The sequence below is a fragment of the Butyrivibrio sp. YAB3001 genome, from assembly GCF_900112195.1.
In the GTDB taxonomy this organism is placed as follows: domain Bacteria; phylum Bacillota; class Clostridia; order Lachnospirales; family Lachnospiraceae; genus Butyrivibrio.
Window position 1 is genome coordinate 1 of the sequence record NZ_FOKR01000029.1, and the last position, 14,629, is coordinate 14,629.

Below are 14,629 nucleotides of genomic sequence, written 5' to 3' on the forward strand. Positions count from 1 at the left end.
GTTCGGTCCCTATCCGGCGCGGGCGTAGGATATCTGAGAGGAGCTGTCCTTAGTACGAGAGGACCGGGATGGACGGACCGCTGGTGTATCAGCTGCATCGCCAGATGCATAAGGCTGGGTAGCCACGTCCGGAAGGGATAAACGCTGAAGGCATCTAAGCGTGAAGCCCCCCTCAAGATGAGATATCCCTGACGCAAGTCAGTAAGACCCCTTGGAGAGTACGAGGTAAGATAGGCACAAGGTGTAAGCGTGGTAACACGTTCAGCTGATGTGTACTAATAGGTCGAGGGCTTATCCAAAAGATAAGATGTATAGGGAAAAGGATTTAGAATAGTCAGTGTTCGGTTTTGAAGATATAAATATTTTTGGTCATGCATTTTATCGTGCATAGCTTTTATTGACGCGGGGTGGAGCAGTCTGGAAGCTCGTCGGGCTCATAACCCGAAGGTCATAGGTTCAAATCCTGTCCCCGCTACTATAGAAGAGAAAAAGTCATTACTGGCTATTTTCTCTTTTTTTGTTATAGAATAATAATGACAGATTAAGGGATTATGCCGCAAAAAGAATCAGAGGTGGCAGCTATAGAATAGGGAAAAAACGTAAGCGCTGTTTACTATGGATTGCAGAAAGGAAAAATATATTGTTTGAACAAGACTATGTAATGAGACTTATAAATGAAATGGTAAGAGCGGTATTGAAGATGATTTTTAACATAGATACAGTTTCACCATCAGCAGAACTGTTAAAAGACTCCGAAGAAGAACAAACGCTTAATGAGTTAATCGGCATGGTGAATGCCGGATTCATTAATGAAGCGGAAAACAGGCTCTATGACATCACAGAAATATGAAGTGCCTATGGATGATTTTAATGCATTATACAAAGTCCTTGCTGATAGGAACATCATGCAGCATTATGATAGGCGGCTGAAAGCGATGAAGCTATGACTAAAGGTTCAATTACTAAGAATTTAATAAAGTTTGCAATTCCACTATTCTTTGGGCAGCTTCTGCAGCAGCTCTACAATGTTGTGGATTCGGTTGTTGTAGGAAATGTATTGGGGAAAGAAGCTCTGGCTGCCGTTAGTACTACTGGTAGTCTTATATTTTTGATGGTAGGCTTTATAAATGGTTTGTTTATGGGGAATAGCGTTATTATCGGTAAAAAATACGGCGCAGGTGACCATGAAGGTGTATCTATCGCATCACATACAGGTATTGCTTTTGCTATTCTAATGGGAATAGTAATGACGGTCTGGGGATATTTCTTCACTCCAACGCTCCTTAAGTGGATGGGTACACCAACTGATGTAATGCCAAACTCAGTGCTTTATTTTAAGATATACTTCCTGGGAGGACTGGGAAATATATTGTATAGTGCGTGCTGTGGTGTGTTTCAGGCAATGGGAGATTCCAAGAGACCTCTGTACTACCTGATTGTCAGTACAGTCCTTAATACGATACTGGATATTACCTTTGTAAAGTTTTTGGGCTTTGGTATCAAGGGAGCAGCTCTTGCGACAATTATTGCCCAGTTCGTAAGTGCGGCTTTTGCTTTTGTTAAGCTTACCATGGTGGAAGGCCCTCACAGGATCTTTATCAATAGGCTTCGTATTGATAGAGCCACCTTGGGAAAAGAACTGAAAATAGGCTTTCCAACTGGAATACAAAATAGCGTTATTGCTATCGGAAATGTGGTTGTACAGTCAAATATTAATGCTTTCGGTTCTGTAGCTATGGCAGGCTGTGGAAGTTATTTTAAACTTGAGGGATTTGTCTTTTTACCAATCACATGTATGTGCATGGCCCTTACCACATTTGTAAGTCAGAATCTTGGGGCTGGAGAAATTAAAAGAGTTAAGAAAGGTGCTGTCATCGGAAGTGCAATTGGAATCTCATGTGCAGAGATGATTGGCGTAATAGTATTTGCCCTTGCCCCCATATTTCTTCGCATGTTCTCAGGTGATACAGAGGTTATTGCAATAGGAACAACCCAGGCCAGAACAGAGAGTCTTTTCTATTGTCTTCTTGCCTTGAGTCACTGCCTGGCTGGCATATACAGAGGAGCAGGAAAAACGACGGTTCCGATGATTGTAATGTTATCTAGCTGGTGTCTTCTAAGAATAACCTACATTACAATAAGTGTGCGCCTTATCCCCATAGTAAACGTGATATTCTGGGCTTATCCACTGACATGGTCAGTAAGCTCAATAGTATTTATAATTTACTATTTCAAAGGAAAATGGCTTAAGATTGGAGTATAGTCAGTAAAACAAGTATATTGAAGCACTGAATAAATCTGTTGCCTGGTTATATCTATTGATAGACGAGAGAATAAAGGGTATTAATAGAATGATAGAGGCGTTGTTATCTCTACGGCTTTTTACGCTTCAGTATGTAATCTTAGTGATTGTTACTGTAATTGGAGCCGTCTTTGGATGATGATAGAAATGAGCTATTATGAAAGCTATGTGCGATGGCATATCAGCAACTTGAGGAGTGTAAAATGATTCTTTTTGTGGATGCTTGTGTTAGAAAAGATTCTAGAACTAAGAGGATTGCAGAAGCTATTTTGGAAAAACTCAATGAAGATGTGGTCTGCGTATCCCTTGAGGAGATTTCTTTTGATGTTATGGATGAGGCGAATCTTAAAAAGAGGGATGAGCTGATTGCAAAAGGGGCTTATGATGATGACATGTTTGCGCTAGCTAGGCAGTTTTCACAAGCAGGTATCATTGTGATAGCGGCGCCTTACTGGGATTTGTCTTTTCCAGCAATGCTAAAACAGTATATCGAAACCATAAACGTGCTTGGAGTCACTTTTGAATATACACCTGAGGGATTTCCCAAAGGTCTATGCAAAGCAAAAAAGTTATATTATGTCATGACAGCGGGCGGTAACTATGTTCCGGAGGAGTTTGGATTTGGCTATATAAAAGCTCTTGCTCAGAATTTTTATGGAATTGAAGATGTAGAGCTGATTAAAGCAAACGGCCTTGATATAATTGGAGCAGACTCAGAAACAATTATAAATGAAGCTATCAGTAAATATGACCATAAAAGATGAGTATTTAATGTATGTCTCAGGACAGATTGCAGACTCATCTAAACATTTTTTCTAGTAGCTAAGTAGCTTTTTATTTTGTCCGAAAAAAGGTATGATAATTCATAAGTTTTCTAAAATGTTGGGTTTGGAGGAGACAAAGATAAATGCACTATAGATTAGCTACAATGGGGGACTTGACGGAAATATGCAGCATGATAGAAGCGGCAAAGCAACTCATGGCAGAGCAGGGAATAGAACAATGGGATGAAATATATCCGGTCTGTGAAGACTTTGAAGAAGATATAAAAAAGGAAACACTTTATTTGGCAATAAATGATGATTTGCTTGCTGCAATATATGTTATTAGTGAAGAATTTGATGATGAGTATCTTAAATGTGAATGGGAGAATAAAAAGCCTTGTATCATTCATAGATTCTGTGTTTCTCCAGTTTTTCAGCATAATGGAATTGGAAATGCAGTATTAAGCCATATTGAGAAACAGCTTATTGAAGCAGGATATGATTCAGTAAGGCTTGATGTATTCACTCAGAATCCTTATGCATTGAGACTTTATGAGAAAAACGGATATGTACAACGTGGGATTGCCGATTGGCGTAAGGGTAGATTCCTTCTGATGGAAAAGAAATTAGACAGAAGCCCAGATTATATTTACCTTACAGAGGCTAGTGTACTGTCTAGCTCATATTCAGTCAAATAACTTGTATCTCAATTTCATATGCTACGTCTGAAAATCTTGACAATGCCCGCATTACCTGCGATTTATCATCCTTGCTTATGAAATGATATTCTTCGTCATTTGATTAAATATGAACAAGCCAGCACACTAGTGAACAATTGTGGCGAGAAAAATAGAGAGAATACTAACAGGAGATTATAAAGAATAAACTAATGGCAAAGATAATATTTGTTTCAGGGCCTTGTGGTTGTGGAAAGTCAACATTTGTTGATGCATATGCAAGGCACCTTGTCGATGAGAATAAAAAGACGGTGTATGTAATACACGGCGATGATTTTCATGCTGGATTTGTGGAAGCAGAAGATAAACACAGCTTCTTTGTTGACGGAGAAGTTTCTGATCAAGTGCTATGGGAAGATATTCTAAAGTTCAATTGGGATTGCATAATCGCAACTGCAGACAGGGCTCTGCAGCAGGGATTAGATGTTTTGATTGATTATGTGATAGAGAATGAACTTCCAAGGGTAAAAGAACTTGCAGCAAAGAATAATGCTGAGCTTTTCTATATAGTTCTTACTGCCAGTGAAGATGTGATAGAGAAAAGAATCAGAAACCGAGGTGACCTGGATATGATCGAGCGTGCTAAGTTTTTGAAAAGAGAGCTTGATTCCATGCCGGAAAACATCGGACATCTGTATGATAATACTGGTAAAAATGTAGATGAGATGGTAGCTGAAATAGTTTTGGATGAGTATGGGTGCTATGACAAGAGTGATTTTTTGTGAGACATGCAGAACCAAATTATGAAATACTTATGTTTATGATATGTGAGAAGACAGGAATTCAAGAGTATAAAGAGGCTGAAAATCAGCCAGACTACCGTCATTTCCTTGAAGGAAAGTTTAAAGATGTATTTGAAAAATTGTAGAATATAGCTTTTTGTGAAAAGGAAAAAGACAACTTTGTTATGATTACATATATGAAGCCGCAGCATCTTTTATATGAAAAAATGTTGCGGCATTGTGTTAGGGAGACCCCTTCGGCGTGTGGGGACCGAAGGGATGTGTGTTATGAATGAAAAAGTGTTGTGTGTGGATATCAAGAAGTGGTATGTTCTTCTTGATATTCTTATCTTAAGGTACGAACTTTAAAAGAAGCTTAAAACATTGTGAAAAAAATGTGTCGCATTATTAGGAAACCAACATACAGAGAATGGTAAAGCATGTGGCAGTTGCTGATTCTAAGGTCAGACCTTATACAAAAATCAGAAGCTGTTTAGATTATGAGGTTTGAAGATGGAATTATTTAACGGAAGACCTAAAAAAATTGATGATAGGCTACCCAGAGAGATGAGAGTCTATGATGTTTTGGATAGCCTTGGAATAGAATACCAGAGAGTAGACCATGAGCCTGCCATGACTATGGATGCTTGTGAGACTTCTCGTGGATGAGGATGTTAAGGAAGAAGAATACATAGGCTGCCATCCCTGCGTTAATACATCTAGTCTGAAGCTAAAGACTGCTGATATTTTTGAGAATTTTTTGCCTGCAGTTGGTCATAAAGCAGAGATTGTGCATCTTGTTGGAGAAGATTAAAATCCTTGGGGTTAACTGACTATGGGAAACGAGAATGGAACGTGGATCATGTATGGTGTGGACTGGAACGACCCGGAATGCATCCATACTGTACACGAGGCAATAGACTACATAAATGAAACAGGTTTTTTGCCTTTATTTAAAAATGATATTCCGGGTTTTTCCCTGGAAGAGAGAACGGTTTCAAGCTACTGGTGGTGCGGAGATTCGAAGGTGGACCCATGGGAATGGCGTGAGATCATAGCTCGGAGCAAAGAAGTCGCTTATGGCAAGTTCTTTGAAAAGAAGGCGGGGTTCATTTCAAAAAAGTGGCTTCCGTATTTTGCGAACCTGCGCCGTGATGGCTACGATTTCGATGCACTCTGGGATGACGAAAAAGCTTCAAGGCGCCAGAAAAAGATAATGGATCTTTTCGAGGAAGATGGCGAAATTTTTTCCAATGAGATCAAGGCAAGAGCCGGATTTGGAAAAGGCGGCGATAAAGGATTTGAAGGCACAATTACTGACCTTCAGATGAAAACATATCTATGTGTAAAGGATTTCAGGCAGAGGAAGAATAAGAAGGGCGAGTTTTACGGCTGGCCAATAGCTGTTTACTCTAAGCCTGAAGCAATCTGGAGCTATGAATATGTGACTTCAAGGTACGGCGAAAACCCGGAAGACTCTGGAAAAGCTATCTCTGACCATATAAAAGAGATATATCCTGTGACCACGGATTCGCAGATAAAGAGGCTGCTCATTGGTAGGCGAGTGTAAACACGATACGTTTGTGCCGAAAAAACAGGTTATTTTAAATACCAAAAGCAAGACTTTAAAGCTCTTTTTTCCAGGGAAGCGGAGCGCTATATTGAAGAACTTATCATGAACATTGAGGGTGTAACTGTAATCATGATCACACACCGTATCAATGATGCGACGCTTAATAAGGCGGATGAAGTTCTCGTCATGAAATCCGGAAGGATACAGGAGCGTGGAACATTTAGTGACCTTATGAGAGCAAAGGGACTTTTATACGGATTTAAAATGATTGCTGCGTAACAGATAAGTATATATACGAATTATATGAAAATTTTTTATATCTTGAACTCTTAGCGAATTTGAGATATTATATCCACGTAATCAAATAGCAAATACCAATGAAAGGGGTGATTAATATGAGAAAATCATATAAGACGATTTTATTACCGAATACAGTCTATGACATGTTAATCACACCGAAGTTATAATAAAGTGATTTAACGCGCATCCGACAAGTTCGGGTGCGTTTTTTGTTTAATAGAATCGTCCTTTTCTGCTTTTGGTTACAAATTCAGAGAGAAAGAAGGATGATCGATTGAACAAATTTAAGTCAGTAATTATGAGTTGCCAAGGGAAGAACAAGTCTTGTTTGCATTGGCTGTATAACACTCATGCCGGCAATGAAGATGAAGAAAAGGTATTTGCGTACCAAGAGCTCAGCTTTTGGTTTAGGGGGACTGGTTTTAGAAATCCGGAAAAGATGTTTTTATGTATTGGTATTTCACGAGAATATATTGTTTGCGATAAAGAAGATTGTGCGATACCGACTTCCAACTACATTTTATATCACCTTTTTCCTGTCATGTCGGAGCTTGGTAAGGAATACATAAATGACAAAAAAGATGACAGAGAAAAGGCAAAGTTCGCTATTCAGGCACCAGATGGCTGTATGGGCAAAAAAAGCGGTTGCCTTTATAACAGTGAGCTTGATAGTTTTGTTCTTCAGATGAGCTTTAATGTGCCGCTGATAAATGGCACATCTGTCAACTCGAAGTCTGCATTTCGTGCGGTGAAGGATATACTCGAACATGTTGATGCAGCACTTGCCAATATCAACAAGGAGGAGCTTGAAAGTTGGCAGAAGACATTCATCAATCAAAGAAGTATCCGTAAATTTATGAAGAACAATCATTTGTGCGCCTTTGTGGCTGACGGAAGTATATTGCCCAGGCATAACGGTACAGATGAGCCTATGACTGATGCAAAACCATTTGAATCGCCTGATAATTTAAGAGTAAGTATTACAACAGATGATGGCGATTTCATAACCGGTATGGGAATTAAAGAGGGAATAACTGTAATAACCGGCGGCGGATACTCTGGCAAAAGCACGTTGCTGGATGCAATAGAGCTCGGGATTTATGATCATACACCGGGAGACGGAAGAGAGTATGTTCTTTCAGAAAGGTCGGCACTAAAGACAAACGCAGAGGACGGGCGCCCTGTTGAAAATGTGGATCTGAAGCCTTTTTTTCACAGACTAAGTGGCAATATAGATTTGAGCCACTTCAGTACAAGGCATGCCAGCGGAAGCGTATCTCAAGCCGCAAACATAGTTGAGGCAATCGGCTGCGGCGTTAAGCTGATCTTGATCGATGAAGATAAGAGCGCCACGAATTTTATGATTCGCGACAAGGTCATGCGAAAGATAGTTCCCGATGAACCCATTATTCCTTTTACGGACAGAATTGAGGAACTGAATAAAAAAGTTGGAATGTCCATGATTTTAGTCATCGGAGGTTCGGCGGAGTATCTGGCATACGCTGACACGGTTATACTTATGGAAGATTATGAAGCGAGGGATATTACGGAACAGATCAGTTATTTCGGAATAGATAAAAGATCTGAGACTGCTGCAGCAATGTGGGGAGATTCGCGAAGACTAATTCCCAAAGCAACAACACAGGAGTTTCTCTATTTCCGATCAGCCATAACGGAAAATGAGAAGAAAATTATTTTGGACGATTACAGCGCCGACATCACAAGCTTAACAGCGCTCACCACACCGGAAAGGCTAAACACGCTTATGAGCGTTATGGAAAAAACTCTTACAGACAAAGAAGGAGATTCCGATGAACTTATCAGTAAGCTTGTTTACTACACTAACCGCACCCTTGGTTTCGAAGATGCGAGGGGAGAATTCCGCACAGGCGGGGCTGGACAAAGCTTTTATAGTGAGATAAGGCCAATTGACGCATGGTGCTGCATCAACAGAATGCGAGGAGTTAGTTTCACAAGATTATCGGAAGATCAAAATTAGTGATATTAAGAGGATTTCTGAGGATGATTCTTCAGAAATCATCTTTTTAGGCGTTTGGATATAGGTATCATCAAAGGTAAGCGCGAAATATTTAGGCGGTAGCTATCCGCCTAAATATTTTGCGCTTACGATAAAACAGTTCTTTGAATTATCTTACAAGTTTTTATCAGAAAGATATGGGGAAAAGAACGTGATATCGGCATATGTACATATGGACGAGACTACTCCACATATGCACTTCCTCTTCATCCCCATAGTAGATGAAAAAAAAGTGGAACGAAAAGCATCCCGACAAGGAACCAAGGGTTAAGGTTTGTGCCAAAGAACATATGAATATGACTGAGATGAATGTGTTCCACAGGGTACTACAGGAATACATGGATCAGCACTCTCAGAAGGGACTGTTCCCGGTACTTAACGGTACAACCATTGGTGGTAACCGTACCATAGCAGAGCTAAAAGCACAGAGCGCTATGGAAAGTCAGGTTGTCGAGTGGAAAGAGTCATGGCAGGATAAATATCTCGAATGGATCTGTGGTTATGCCAATGCACAGGGTGGAACTCTTTATATTGGTATTGATGACAATGATAACGTCCTTGGATTAGAAGAAAAGATTGTAAAAAAGTTGTTGGAGGATATTCCCAACAAGATTACTGCGGCCTTTGGTATGACATGTGACGTTAATCTTAGAACGAAAGATAAAAAGAAGTATATTCAAATCGAAGTAAAGAAATCAAAGCTTCCGTTAAATCTGCACGGTAGATATTATTATCGAACCGGAAGTGTAAAAAAAGAAATTACTGGGTTTGAACTTACTGAATTCATTATAAAAAGTACGGGAACATCATATGATGAAATGACATCTGATATTCCAAGAGAGAAGCTTACATTTGAGTCACTTAGGAAAAGATATCTGAAAGCAACGCGTCTTTCATTGGCGCTTGATGATGCGGAATATACAGGCGGCCTAATAGAACTTTATGACAGCACAATGGCATTTATAAAAAATAATACAAAAAAAGGGTGGCGTAAAGACAGTGATAAACGCGTGGAGTTGCCAGATTATCCGGAACGGGCATTGGAAGAGGGATTGGTTAACGCTCTTATTCATAGGAGTTATCTTCAGACAGGTGCTCACAGCCAGGTAGATATCTACGATGACAGGATTGTCATCACAAATCCCGGTGGAATGTTTGATGGCTCTGAAGTTCAATTGCTGGATATAAGACACGTGCCATCAAAACTACGAAACCCGATTCTTGCGGATGTTTTTGGAAGAATGCGGCTTATGGAGCGTCGAGGTAGTGGATTTAAGAAAATTCTTGACGCATATGAGGCAGAAGAACGATATAAGGAAGAACTAAAGCCTGTGTTTTATACGGATGGTTATAATTTCTTCCTTACGTTTTGAAATCTCAATTATGCCTATGATAAAGCGCAAAATAAAGCGCAAAATAAAGCGCAGAAAAGCATGATGTCGGATAGAGAACATCTATTGCTGCTTCTTAAAGAGAATCCTTCATTGACACAAGCAGAACTGTCAGAGATGATGAATAAATCCAGAAGGACGGTACAAATGCTAATGAAGGAATTGCTGGGCGAAGGTGTGATTGAAAGAATCGGATCAAAGAAGACAGGATCGTGGCTTGTGAAATAATATAAGAAGTAGGTGGTTTGGGTGGAAGATTTTACAATAAATGAAATGCAGGACATGCAAAGAAATTTACAAGAAAAGTACAAGGATAAATGGGAATCTATCGGTCCGGAGACGGGAAAGAATAAACTTCTCTGGATGGTAGGAGAGATTGGAGAAGTCATAGACATCGTTAAGAAAAATGGTGGAACAAAAGCTTGCTCTGATGCGAAACTCAGAAATGACTTAGTAGAAGAAATGGCAGATGTTCTTATGTATTACAATGATGTGCTGCTTTGCTATGGCATTTCGGCAGAAGAATTGAAACAGTCATATTCCGAAAAGTATAAAAAGAATATGGAGAGATGGTGACTATGAAAGCAATTTTGACAAGCTCACTTGGTGGGAATGAATCATGAATGGAAGAAGAAACCTAGAAAGGCTAGATTAAATAGATGTGGAATATAGAATATAAGGGAACTCTCAAAGGAAGTATAGATACTATTGCAAGCGACAAAGAATTACCATCCAGCGCTGTACAATTTAAAGAACCAAGCAAGTGATTCGAAGTGAAATGTGATGGGGAGGATGATTTCTAAAAATAGAGTAGAAAAGGTATGATAAGAGGTGTTAACTTGAAGAGATTACTGGCTATCGCATCTTTTTACCTGATAAATTTTGGATTGTGGGAATTGCTCAAAGGCTACATAGGGCCTGAATGGGATTCATTTCTGGTATATGTTATTATATTTCCTTTGATCATTGCCATTTTTTGGAAAGAGATCAGATCAGAATGGAAGGAGTTTTCTTCTATACTGAAAACTAAATCCTTTTATGTAAAATTGCTGATATGGCTGATTTTGGATTTACTATTAACGGGGTTGCTTCTTTGGGGAAGCAGTTATTTTGGATGGGATATTCTTCCTCAGAATAATGATAGTGTGAAAGAACAGATGACAGTGGTTCCGACCTATCTGACCGTGATCCAGGGATGCATTTTTGCTCCGGTGATCGAAGAGCTGGTATTCAGATATGCAATTATTGGCAAACCTAAAAATGCAATTGCGCAGGTGTTGCTGTTTCGCCAGGCTTCATAGGAAGAGGCTCACGCACTTCTCCGAGTAACTGTAATGGCTTTTCATCCATACAAACGACTGGTTCTTTTGAATCATAAGGGCGTTCATTGGGAACGTTACAGTTTGACTCATAACCTTTTGACAGTTGATGACGGATTATTGACATATCATGCCTGTCCTGTTGATGACCGAATGACGACGCAGTTAAACTGAATGTGGCTTTCGGAATATATAAGCCAAAGATAGATAACATTTTTTTATAAACCATCTGCCCGGTCAGGCAGGTGGTTTTTTTATTTCAGAGGAAATTCCTCTGAAACAAAAAAACGCTCCGCTATAGATGCGCACTCGCGCGTATGGTATAAGTTGCATAAATGCAACCGCGCTCGGCGCGAGCATGTTGCGAGCAACATGCTTTTTTATTTGCAGATACTTGCGCTTTTTTGATGAGTGTTTGCAGTTGATGCCAATTTTATTACCGTTAGTGCCGAATCCGTTGTCTGCTTTATTTGCTGTACCTATACTGACGTTATATCAATAATATTTCAAAGGAGAGAAGCAATGAAAAAGAAAGGAATGAGCGGTTCCGGCAAGGTGATGACTGCCATTGGCAGCGTTCTTTTAGTACTTGCAGTGGCTGTTGTGGCAGTTGCAAACTTTTTCGCCGGCGTACTTGATACTTATGTCGGTATGGGTAAACCCAAGGTTGTGACAAAGCCCGGCAGTGAAAACTGGGATACAGAGTACTATTCACCTGATAAAACAGATCCGGAGGGTGTTGATGAGATAGCGAAAGACGTGACAAGGCGTATCGCTGAAGAAGGTATCACACTTATGAAGAACAACGGGATTCTTCCGCTTAAGGGAAATGAAAGTGTTTCGCTTTTCGGAAGACGCAGTGTTGATACGGCCTGGGGCGGAACAGGATCAGGTGCCGGAGATGAAGGACAGTGCACACCCATGGCACAGGCGCTTGGCGATCAGGGCTTTATGGTCAACGACACGCTGACAAAGCTTTACGCTGATAACCTTGATAAGGTTGAAAAGGGCTATAACGCCATGGATAAGTTGGATGCAACAACTTATTACATTGGAGAATTTCCAATGAGCTACTATACAACAAGTGTTACAGGGTCCTACGGAAAGTACAGTGATGCAGCTATTGTTGTCATCGGACGACAGGGCGGTGAGGGCTTTGATTTTGCAACTGACCTCAAAGGTTCTATTTCATCAGGGGAGACTGCGATGTCAAAAGACGTGGCAGAGACCAAAAATTATGAGAACGGTCAGCATCAGCTGGAGATGACTTATGAGGAAAAAGAACTCTTAAAGCACGTTGAAGAGAACTTTGAAAATGTCGTTGTTGTAGTGAACAGCTCAAACGTAATGGAGCTTGGAGAACTTAACGATGATGAGAATGTGGATGCGATAGTATGGCTCGCTTATCCAGGTTCACGAGGAACAGTCGCACTGGCTGAAATACTTGCAGGACAGATTAATCCTTCAGGTCATACTGTTGATACATGGCCTAGAGATCTCACCAAAGATCCAACATTTCCAAATACGACGACAAAAGCTTACAGCAATCTTGATGAGGGATTCACAGTTGAGTATGAGGAAGGCATCTATGTTGGATACCGCTATTATGAGACTGCAGATGCTGATAACTTCATAGATTATGACGAAGCAGTCGTTTATCCTTTTGGCTACGGGCTTAGCTACACAACATTTGAGCAGCAGATCAAGGATGTTCAGGAAGAGGACGGTGAGATTACCGTAACCGTTTCTGTAAAGAATACAGGATCTGTTTCCGGTAAAGATGTTGTCCAGGTATACTTCCATGCACCATATGACGGTGCTGTTGAAAAAGCGGAAGTTGTACTTGCAGGATATGTTAAGACAGACCTCTTAAATGCAGGTGAGACAAAAGACTATCAGGTGTCTTTTAATGAAGAAGATATGGCATCATTCGACTACAAAAATGCAGGATGCTATGTGCTTGATAAAGGTAATTACATTATTTCAGTAAGAAAGAATGCACATGAGATTTATGGAGATAACTGTGAATGGGATTTAAACGTTCCGGAACAGATTGTTTATGACCAGTCAAACCCAAGAAAGTCGGAGATAGAAGCACAGACCGGAGAATATGTAAACTATTCTGATGAGTGGAAGCAGAACCATAAAGTTGAAGCAGCTGTTACGCGTTTTGGCTGGATGAACGACCACTTTGAGGAAGGAAAAGCGACAATTCTCAGTCGAAAGGATTTTAAAGGAACCTTCCCGACAGCTCCTACGGCAGCAGATCTTACGGCTTCGGATGAGCTGGTAAAAGAAATGGGTACTTACGAGCCTGATTACTATGATGAAGCAGACACAGCCCCTAAAACCGGTGCAAACAATGGGCTGCAGCTGATAGCTTTGAGAGGAGCTGCATACGATGATCCCAGATGGGATGAACTCCTTGATCAGCTCAGCGTCAAGGATATGAACAATCTGATCTGCGCTGGAAACCAGGGAACCGTTCCTCTTGGATCCATTGGACTGCCAAAGAGCGGTGCCACAGACGGACCTGCAGGACTTAAGCAGTATGGAGGAATCGGATTCTCTGCTTCCGGAAACTTCAACTGCTGTGGAACACTGGTTGCTGCAACATGGAACGTTGATCTTGCAATAGAATATGGAAACGCAGTAGGTAATGAAGCTATTCTTGGTAAAGTGTCAGGGTGGTATGCACCAGGAAATGACCTTCACAGAACAGCATTCGGCGGACGTAACTTTGAGTACTATTCAGAGGATCCGCTTGTTTCAGGAAAGACCTGTGCAGGCACAATACAGGGTGCAACGCAGAAAGGATTTGCTTGCTACGTCAAGCACTTTGCACTCAACGATGTGGAGACTCACAGGGATGATAATGGTCCTACAGTATGGTCCAACGAGCAGGCAATGAGAGAACTAAACCTCAAGGCCTTTGAGATTGCGGTAAAAGAGCCTGTTATAGACCTTGAGTATCTCGATGAAAATGGCAATACGCAGCACAAGAATATGCGCGGTTCCATCGGTGTTATGTCCAGCTTTAACAGACTCGGCGGTGTATGGACAGGCGGCTGTTCAGAGCTCCTTAACGAAGTGCTTCGCGGAGAGTGGGGATTCACCGGATGCGTGATCACTGACTACGACGGAACAGAGTACATGAACTGTGAGGAGGCTGTGTCCAACGGAAACGACCTTATCCTTGCAAACATTTCAACACTTCCTTCGAAGTTTAAGGATACAAACAACGCAAGTACACAGCAGGTAATGCGTCAGGCTGTAAAGAACATCGCTTATCTTACTCTTAACAGCAATGCAGTAAATGGTATGTCTGATGGAACTAAAGTAACATACGGCATTGCCCCATGGAAGTTTGCAGTTGGCGCACTTGCAGCACTTCTGGCAATTGCCGGAGGACTTCTGATCTTCTTTGGACTGAAGAAGAAAAACAAACAGGTAACAAAAATAGAAAACAAATAATAAAACAAA

At 40.7% G+C, this 14,629-nt stretch carries 15 protein-coding genes, 1 tRNA gene, 1 rRNA gene and 1 pseudogene; all 18 read left to right on the forward strand.

From position 1 onward, the window contains the following. A 23S ribosomal RNA gene (locus BM086_RS19010) occupies positions 1–299 on the forward strand; the annotation flags it as partial. A gap of 102 nt (positions 300–401) precedes the next feature. Then, a tRNA-Met gene (locus BM086_RS19015) sits at positions 402–475 on the forward strand. Positions 476–640: 165 nt separating this feature from the next. Next, positions 641–850, forward strand: coding sequence for a DUF6483 family protein (locus BM086_RS19020; RefSeq protein ID WP_092331449.1), 210 nt, complete (start codon positions 641–643; stop codon positions 848–850). A 93-nt stretch (positions 851–943) separates the two neighbouring features. Further along, entirely contained in the window at positions 944–2,263 is a 1,320-nt protein-coding gene (locus tag BM086_RS19025) for an MATE family efflux transporter (protein ID WP_092331454.1), read from the forward strand. Between the two features lie 242 nt (positions 2,264–2,505). Beyond that, the gene (locus BM086_RS19030) at positions 2,506–3,066 is read left to right on the forward strand and encodes an NAD(P)H-dependent oxidoreductase (RefSeq protein WP_242952271.1); all 561 of its coding nucleotides are present in this window, start codon (positions 2,506–2,508) and stop codon (positions 3,064–3,066) included. Positions 3,067–3,209: 143 nt separating this feature from the next. Then, the gene (locus tag BM086_RS19035) at positions 3,210–3,764 is read left to right on the forward strand and encodes a GNAT family N-acetyltransferase (protein ID WP_092331462.1); all 555 of its coding nucleotides are present in this window, start codon (positions 3,210–3,212) and stop codon (positions 3,762–3,764) included. A 191-nt stretch (positions 3,765–3,955) separates the two neighbouring features. Further along, positions 3,956–4,528: an AAA family ATPase gene (locus BM086_RS19040; protein WP_092331467.1), complete on the forward strand. Its 573-nt coding sequence runs from the start codon at positions 3,956–3,958 to the stop codon at positions 4,526–4,528. Then, positions 4,525–4,671 carry a hypothetical protein gene (locus tag BM086_RS21120; RefSeq protein ID WP_175560384.1) on the forward strand — a complete coding sequence of 49 codons (147 nt, stop codon included), beginning with the start codon at positions 4,525–4,527 and terminating at the stop codon, positions 4,669–4,671. Before BM086_RS19040 ends, BM086_RS21120 begins: the two co-directional genes overlap by 4 nt. Before the next feature lie 367 nt (positions 4,672–5,038). Next, positions 5,039–5,339: pseudogene (locus BM086_RS22010) on the forward strand (hypothetical protein). Positions 5,340–5,360: 21 nt separating this feature from the next. Then, the gene (locus BM086_RS19050) at positions 5,361–6,095 is read left to right on the forward strand and encodes an AlkZ-related protein (protein WP_092331471.1); all 735 of its coding nucleotides are present in this window, start codon (positions 5,361–5,363) and stop codon (positions 6,093–6,095) included. 105 nt (positions 6,096–6,200) lie between these two features. Beyond that, a complete protein-coding gene (locus BM086_RS21125) occupies positions 6,201–6,377 on the forward strand; it encodes a hypothetical protein (RefSeq protein WP_175560385.1) in 177 nt (58 codons plus the stop codon). Positions 6,378–6,672: 295 nt separating this feature from the next. Then, positions 6,673–8,397: an ABC-ATPase domain-containing protein gene (locus BM086_RS19055; RefSeq protein ID WP_141107795.1), complete on the forward strand. Its 1,725-nt coding sequence runs from the start codon at positions 6,673–6,675 to the stop codon at positions 8,395–8,397. A 190-nt stretch (positions 8,398–8,587) separates the two neighbouring features. Next, positions 8,588–8,707 carry a plasmid recombination protein gene (locus BM086_RS22145; protein WP_242952272.1) on the forward strand — a complete coding sequence of 40 codons (120 nt, stop codon included), beginning with the start codon at positions 8,588–8,590 and terminating at the stop codon, positions 8,705–8,707. Next, positions 8,658–9,809, forward strand: coding sequence for an ATP-binding protein (locus BM086_RS19065; RefSeq protein ID WP_092331484.1), 1,152 nt, complete (start codon positions 8,658–8,660; stop codon positions 9,807–9,809). The genes BM086_RS22145 and BM086_RS19065 overlap by 50 nt, the downstream gene beginning before the upstream one ends. Before the next feature lie 63 nt (positions 9,810–9,872). Then, positions 9,873–10,055: a winged helix-turn-helix transcriptional regulator gene (locus BM086_RS19070; RefSeq protein ID WP_255367893.1), complete on the forward strand. Its 183-nt coding sequence runs from the start codon at positions 9,873–9,875 to the stop codon at positions 10,053–10,055. Positions 10,056–10,076: 21 nt separating this feature from the next. Then, entirely contained in the window at positions 10,077–10,403 is a 327-nt protein-coding gene (locus BM086_RS19075) for a MazG nucleotide pyrophosphohydrolase domain-containing protein (RefSeq protein ID WP_092331493.1), read from the forward strand. A 263-nt stretch (positions 10,404–10,666) separates the two neighbouring features. After that, complete coding sequence (locus tag BM086_RS19080; protein ID WP_141107796.1) at positions 10,667–11,128, forward strand: hypothetical protein; 462 nt, start codon at positions 10,667–10,669, stop codon at positions 11,126–11,128. Between the two features lie 540 nt (positions 11,129–11,668). Continuing rightward, entirely contained in the window at positions 11,669–14,620 is a 2,952-nt protein-coding gene (locus tag BM086_RS19090; protein ID WP_092331506.1) for a glycoside hydrolase family 3 C-terminal domain-containing protein, read from the forward strand. Positions 14,621–14,629: the final 9 nt, after the last annotated feature.

What these genes read in the sequence shown, in the direction of transcription:
- BM086_RS19025 (WP_092331454.1), top strand. Translation starts at nt 944, where the DNA reads ATGACTAAAGGTTCAATTACTAAGAATTTAATAAAGTTTGCAATTCCA.
- BM086_RS19030 (WP_242952271.1), top strand. Translation starts at nt 2,506, where the DNA reads ATGATTCTTTTTGTGGATGCTTGTGTTAGAAAAGATTCTAGAACTAAG.
- BM086_RS19035 (WP_092331462.1), top strand. Translation starts at nt 3,210, where the DNA reads ATGCACTATAGATTAGCTACAATGGGGGACTTGACGGAAATATGCAGC.
- BM086_RS19040 (WP_092331467.1), top strand. Translation starts at nt 3,956, where the DNA reads ATGGCAAAGATAATATTTGTTTCAGGGCCTTGTGGTTGTGGAAAGTCA.
- BM086_RS19050 (WP_092331471.1), top strand. Translation starts at nt 5,361, where the DNA reads ATGGGAAACGAGAATGGAACGTGGATCATGTATGGTGTGGACTGGAAC.
- BM086_RS21125 (WP_175560385.1), top strand. Translation starts at nt 6,201, where the DNA reads ATGAACATTGAGGGTGTAACTGTAATCATGATCACACACCGTATCAAT.
- BM086_RS19065 (WP_092331484.1), top strand. Translation starts at nt 8,658, where the DNA reads ATGAAAAAAAAGTGGAACGAAAAGCATCCCGACAAGGAACCAAGGGTT.
- BM086_RS19070 (WP_255367893.1), top strand. Translation starts at nt 9,873, where the DNA reads ATGTCGGATAGAGAACATCTATTGCTGCTTCTTAAAGAGAATCCTTCA.
- BM086_RS19090 (WP_092331506.1), top strand. Translation starts at nt 11,669, where the DNA reads ATGAAAAAGAAAGGAATGAGCGGTTCCGGCAAGGTGATGACTGCCATT.